Below are 5,656 nucleotides of genomic sequence, written 5' to 3' on the forward strand. Positions count from 1 at the left end.
GGCCCGACCACCACGAGGCCATGGTCTATATCGCCACCATCATGACCATGTCACGCCGACTCGCCCGAGCATGACCGAGTTCCCGGACGCCCACTGAGATACGCAGGGCCGGGGTAGGTGACGATCCACGCGAGACCGCTGTCGACCAACCGTTCCCAGCGGCGCGCGGCCGTCGGCGCGCTGACGCCCGCGACCTCCCCGACGGCGCCCCACGGAGCGCGCGGCGCGGACTGCAGCGCGTGAACGATTCGGAAATCAATGTCATCCGGCACGTGAGAATCCTTCACCAGGTGGCCTTCGATCTGCATTTCTCAACATGCCCGGAAAAGTCGGCGAACGCATCTTTAACGTTCGATTTCACATCTCGGCGGCCTATTACCCCGGCCCGCGATCGAGGAGGTTATCGGAATGAGAATCACGGTTATCGGCGGCGGACACGGCGCATATGCGGCAGTGGCCGATATGAGCGAGAAAGGACACGACATCGTCTGGTGGCGGCGTGATCACAATGCTTTCGCGCCGCTGCTCGACGCGGGAGAGATCCGGATCGACGACCATCGCGGGCCTCGTGGGCTGCCGATCGGTTCCGCGGGTGGCATCACCGTCGAAGCCGATCTCGGCCGTGCCGTGGCCGGCGCGGAGATCATCCTCGTACCGATCCCCGCCTTCTCCCACCCGGACCTCGCCGAACGAATAGCGCCGCACCTGACCGACGGGCAGGTGGTGTACCTGCCGCCGGGCAGCTTCGGCTCGGTGATTTTCGCACGGGCGGTGGCGGCCGCCGGTAATCCGGCCGAGGTCGCCTTCGCCGAGACCGGAACCCTCCCCTACCTCGCGCGTAAGCACGGTGACCGCCGCGTCGTCGTGAGCGGATACGCCACGCGGCTGCCCACCGGTGTCCTCCCCGCGCACGACAGCGAGCGGGCGCTGGCGGTGCTGGCGGAGATCTACCCGGTCGAGCCCGTCGAGGACGCGCTGAGCGGGGCGTTGATGAACGCGGGCCCGATCATCCACCCGCCGCTGATCCTCATGAACGCCGGGCCGCTGCAACACTTCACGACCTGGGACATCCACAATGAGGGCACCCAGGACGCCATCCGCCGCGTCACCACCGCCCTCGACGCCGAACGCATCGCCATCCGCACCGCGCTGGGATACGCCGCACCGCACTTCCCGCTCGCGGACCACTACACACCGGACGGCGACGAATGGATGTACGGCAACGCCGCGCACGAGAAGCTCACCGACAGCGGCGACTGGCGGGAGAACATCGACCTGCGCACCCACCGATACATGACCGAGGATGTCGAGATCGGACTCGCGCTGCTGACCTCGGTCGGCCGCTGGGCCGGGGTACCGACGCCGGTCGCGAGCGGCCTCCTGGCGATCGCCGGCGCGATCACCGGCCGGACACCGGACAGCGGCGGCCGGACACTGGCCGCCCTGGGCCTCGACGAGCTGGATCGTGACGGGTTGAAAAAGATTCTGCACGAGGGGTTCTCGCGGTGACCGCACCGGTCGCGGTGGCCGGCGCCGGCCGCATGGGGCAGGGAATCGCGGCAGCCCTCGGTTTCGGGAAGGTCGAGGTGACCGTCGTCGATCTCAGAGACCGCGGCGACGCCACCGAGGCGTATCTCGGGGCAGCCCGGGCCGAGATCCGGTTGTCGCTCGAGCGCAAGGTGCGGCTCGGGCTGCTGACCGAGGCCGACCTCCCCGGGGTGCTCGACCGGATCCGGATAGTCGGCCGGGACCTCGCGGCCGAGGCCACGGCCGAGGCCGGCCTCGTCTTCGAAGCGGTGCCGGAGGTACTCGAGATCAAAAAGGCGACCCTGTCCTGGATCGAATCAGCGGTCGGCGCGGAGACACCCATCGCATCGACCACCTCGAGCTTCCTCGTGAGTCACCTCGCCGAATTCGTCGCACGGCCGGAACGGCTGCTCAACGCGCACTGGCTGAACCCCGCCGACCTGATGCCGCTGGTGGAGGTGAGCCCGAGTGCCGCGACCGCACCCGCGGTGGTCGAGGCGACCTGCGACCTGTTGTCAGCGGTCGGCAAGACGCCGGTGGTCTGTGCCGCGTCGCCGGGCTACATCGTCCCGCGACTCCAGGCACTGGTCATGAACGAAGCCGCCCGGATGGTCGAGGAGGGCGTGGCCGGTGCCGCGGAGATCGACCGTGCCGTCCGGATCGGCTTCGGGTCACGGTTCGCCGTGCTCGGACTGCTCGAGTTCATCGACTGGGGTGGATGCGACACGCTGTTCCACGCTTCCAACTATCTGCGCGCCGAACTCGGCGAGCGCTTCGGGCCTGCGCCCATGGTCGAGCAGAACATGGCCGCCGGACGCCGCGGCAACACCGACGGCGGCGGTTTCTACGATATCGAGCCCGCCGCGCTGGACGCGTACCGGGCACAACGCATCGCGGCTTTCGCGCAGGTGCTCGATGCGACCGGACAACTACACAGGTACGACAACCTCCCGCGGCACACCGGCCGAGCCGCCACCGGAGGTCTCTCGACACGCCCTGCCGGCGGGTCGCGGAACTGATGAGGAGACGGCTGTGACAGATCTGAATTCACCCGCACCCGCGCCCGCGAAAACACGTGAGCGCCCCATGAAACTGGCGATCGCCTCCGGGGTCGGCACCATCCGCCGAGCATGCCCCCGCGTCTCGCCGCGGGCTCTACGGATGTTTCGTCACGCTCGGCTCGCCGGTCGGCGCGATCCTGGCGAATACCGCCTTCGCGCTCGTGCTGCTGCTCCCGATGGACCAGGTGATCGCGTGGGGCTGGCGTATTCCCTTCCTGGTGGGCGGCGTCGTCCTGATCATCGGTATCTGGACGCGGACGCGTATCTCCGAGACACCGGATTTCGCCGGCGCGGGTTCTCATGCGGAGCGGCCCGCGCCGCGTGGTCTGGCGGTGCTCCGCCAGGATTGGCGCGGAGTACTCCGCGCCGCCGGCGTGAACATCGGCCAGAACTGCTACGCGTTCCTGCTGTTCACCTTCATGTTGTCCTTCCTGACCGAACCCGACCCGGGCCGGGGCTTCTCCCGTGCGCAGGCGGTCTGGGGAATCACCGCGGCCCTCGCCTGCCACGCCGCGACGGTGGTCCTCGGCAGCCATCTGTCCGACCGGCTGGGCCGCAAAACGGTGATCGGCTTCGGTATGGCCTCCGCCGCGGTGTTCGCCCCGGTGCTGTTCTGGGTCACCGCCCACGGCTCGTTCGCGGCCTGTATCGCGGTGATCTGTATCGGCTTCACCTTGACCGGGTTCGTGTACGGGCCGATGTTCACCATGTTCGCCGAACAGTTCCCGGTGACGCAGCGCTACAGCGGTGTGGGTATCGGATACCAGGTCGGGGCAGTGGTCGGCGGCGGTATCGCGCCGATGGTCGCGAACCGGATCGTGATCGGCACCGGCAGTGTGGTGCCGGTCGGGTTCTACGCCGCGGCGCTCATGCTGATCAGCCTGGTCGCGCTGCTGAAAGGCAGGGAGACCGCGCCGCTGGCGGTCGGGAGACCGTTGCGGACGCGGTGGGGCGCGTCCGCGGCCGACGGTACGCGTGACGCGTTGCCGGCCGATGCGACTCCGCTGGAGCCGTCGAGTAGATGAACACTCACTCGGCATGTCGATGCCGGCCACCCCTCATCACGATGTGGCCGGCATCGACGAACCGTGGTCAGGACGACACGGTTTCCCGCGCGGGCGGTTCGGCCGTACGACCGGTCAGTGCGCGGATGCGCAACGCGCGGAACTCGGTGGCGGCGGCCGCGGCTTCAGCATCCTTCGGTGCGGTCACGAGCGCCACCAGGATGGACACGAGGAAGGAGATCGGCGCCACCGCCAGTGCCGGATTGGAGAACGGCAGCACCGAATCCGCGCCCTGTACGGCGGGACTGAGCACGATCACCGCGATGGAGAGCACCAGGCCGGTCACGATGCCCGAGATCACGGCCCGCGCGGTCATCCGGCGCCAGTACAGGGTGAGCAGCAGCGCCGGGAGGTTGGCGCAGGCGGCGATCGACATACCGAGCGAGGCCAGGAACGCCACATTCTGGCGTTGCGCGGCAAAGGCGATGGCGACGCCGACCAGGCAGGTGGCGACGGTGGCGATCCGGGCCGCGCGATGCTGAGCGGTGGGCGATACTGCGCCGTCGCGCAGCACCTGGCCGTACAGATCGTGGGCGATGGCACCGGAGGTCGCGATGACCAGGCCCGACAGGGCGGCCAGGATGGTCACGAACGCGACCGCGGCGACGAACGCGAGCAGAATGCCGCCGCCGAGGGTTTCGGCGAGCTGCGCGACCGCGAGATTCCCGCCCTTGTTCTCCGCGGCGATGGCCTCGGGCCCGACCAGCACGGCGGCGCCGTACCCGAGCACCGGGATCATCAGATAGAACCCGAAGAAGATCCAGATGGAGGTGTAGGCCGAGGTACGGGCCTGCTGCGCATTCGGCACCGTGAGGAATCGGATCATCACGTGCGGGAGGCCGAGAACGCCGAGCACCAGCCCGACCGTCTGCGACAACTGGTCGAAGGACGCCGCGTCACCGGAACGCCGGGGGGCGACGAACTGCTGCCCGAATTCGGCGAGCGCGGTACTGAACGGCCCGAACGGGTTGAAATCGAAGCGCACCAGTACCAGGACGAACAGCACCACCGCGCACACGAGCAGCAGGCCCGTTTTGATGATCTGGATCCAGCTGGTGGCCAGCATGCCGCCGACCAGGGTGTAGGCGGTGGTGAGTGCGCCGATGATCAGCACCGCGACCGCGTAGTCGAGGTCGAACAGCAGCGATACCAGCAGCGCCGCGCCCACCAGCTGCGAGACCAGGTAGACCACGCTGATCACCACGGTACTGACCGCCATCAGCGACCGGACGTCCTTGCCCGGGAACCGGGTGGCCAGGACATCGGCCAGCGTGAAGCGGCCGAGATTGCGCAGCGGTTCGGCGATGAGCAGCAGCGCCAGGACGAACGCGACCGGGACGAACACCGCGAGATAGAAACCGTTGAACCCGGTGAGCGCGATGGCTCCGGTGACCCCGAGGAACGAGGCGGCGGAAATGAAATCTCCGGCGATGGCGACACCGTTCTGCCGGCCGGTGAGCGCACCACCGGCGACGTAGTGGTCGGCGGCGGATTTGTTCTGCCGCGCGGCCCAGGCGGTGATCACCAGGGTCACCACGACCAGGGCCGCGAACAGCGAGGCGGAGACGATGTTCATGCGCGAGTGCCTTCCTGGGCGACGCGGGCCTCTAGCTCGGCGGCGCGGGTCATGTAGTAGCGGGCCACCACAATGGCCACGGCGAACTGGAAGAAGGCGTAGAGCCAGGCGACCGTCACGCCGCCGGCCACCACCGTGTCCAGGACGGGGGTGAAACCGCCCAGCACGGGCAGGGGGAAGAACAGGACGAGGACCACCGCGCCGAGCCGGAACACCAGGCGGGCGCGTTCCCGGGCGAGATCCTCGAGAGCGGAATTCCCGCCGGGCACGGGGGGATCGGAATGAGTTTGTTCCATGAGACATCGTCTTTCAGCTGTGTGATTTACTACACGCTAAGAGATCAGTTCAGAATGAGTTTTGGTGACAGCTTGCGCTGCCCCGCAGCGTGTTTGACAATCCCAGCGTGGGTGACGAGGTAGTGACCGATG

6 protein-coding genes are annotated in these 5,656 nt (G+C 68.1%); 3 read left to right on the top strand and 3 right to left on the bottom strand.

The genetic code is table 11. From position 1 onward, the window contains the following. Positions 1 to 50: 50 nt before the first annotated feature. On the bottom strand, positions 51 to 308 hold the full coding sequence (locus ABZV91_RS31995) for an AsnC family protein (protein ID WP_355249453.1): 258 nt from the start codon (positions 306 to 308) through the stop codon (positions 51 to 53). Between the two features lie 100 nt (positions 309 to 408). Here ABZV91_RS31995 and ABZV91_RS32000 point away from each other — a divergent pair, with 100 nt between their 5' ends. From ABZV91_RS32000 to ABZV91_RS32010, 3 genes are all read left to right on the top strand, one after another. Beyond that, positions 409 to 1,509 (top strand): NAD/NADP octopine/nopaline dehydrogenase family protein, encoded by a 1,101-nt coding sequence (locus ABZV91_RS32000; protein WP_355249454.1) that lies wholly within the window; start codon positions 409 to 411, stop codon positions 1,507 to 1,509. Beyond that, positions 1,506 to 2,546, top strand: a complete 1,041-nt coding sequence (locus ABZV91_RS32005) for a 3-hydroxybutyryl-CoA dehydrogenase (RefSeq protein ID WP_355249455.1) — start codon at positions 1,506 to 1,508, stop codon at positions 2,544 to 2,546. The genes ABZV91_RS32000 and ABZV91_RS32005 overlap by 4 nt, the downstream gene beginning before the upstream one ends. Positions 2,547 to 2,764: 218 nt before the next feature. After that, positions 2,765 to 3,613 carry an MFS transporter gene (locus tag ABZV91_RS32010; protein ID WP_355249456.1) on the top strand — a complete coding sequence of 283 codons (849 nt, stop codon included), beginning with the start codon at positions 2,765 to 2,767 and terminating at the stop codon, positions 3,611 to 3,613. 67 nt (positions 3,614 to 3,680) lie between these two features. Here the strand turns inward: ABZV91_RS32010 and ABZV91_RS32015 are convergent, their stop codons facing one another. Together ABZV91_RS32015 and ABZV91_RS32020 are read right to left on the bottom strand one after the other, a co-directional pair. After that, complete coding sequence (locus ABZV91_RS32015) at positions 3,681 to 5,228, bottom strand: cation acetate symporter (RefSeq protein ID WP_355249457.1); 1,548 nt, start codon at positions 5,226 to 5,228, stop codon at positions 3,681 to 3,683. Then, positions 5,225 to 5,524 carry a DUF485 domain-containing protein gene (locus tag ABZV91_RS32020; protein ID WP_355249458.1) on the bottom strand — a complete coding sequence of 100 codons (300 nt, stop codon included), beginning with the start codon at positions 5,522 to 5,524 and terminating at the stop codon, positions 5,225 to 5,227. Before ABZV91_RS32020 ends, ABZV91_RS32015 begins: the two co-directional genes overlap by 4 nt. Between the last annotated feature and the right edge of the window lie 132 nt (positions 5,525 to 5,656).

The organism is Nocardia sp. NPDC004568, assembly GCF_040609955.1.
In the GTDB taxonomy this organism is placed as follows: Bacteria; Actinomycetota; Actinomycetes; order Mycobacteriales; family Mycobacteriaceae; genus Nocardia.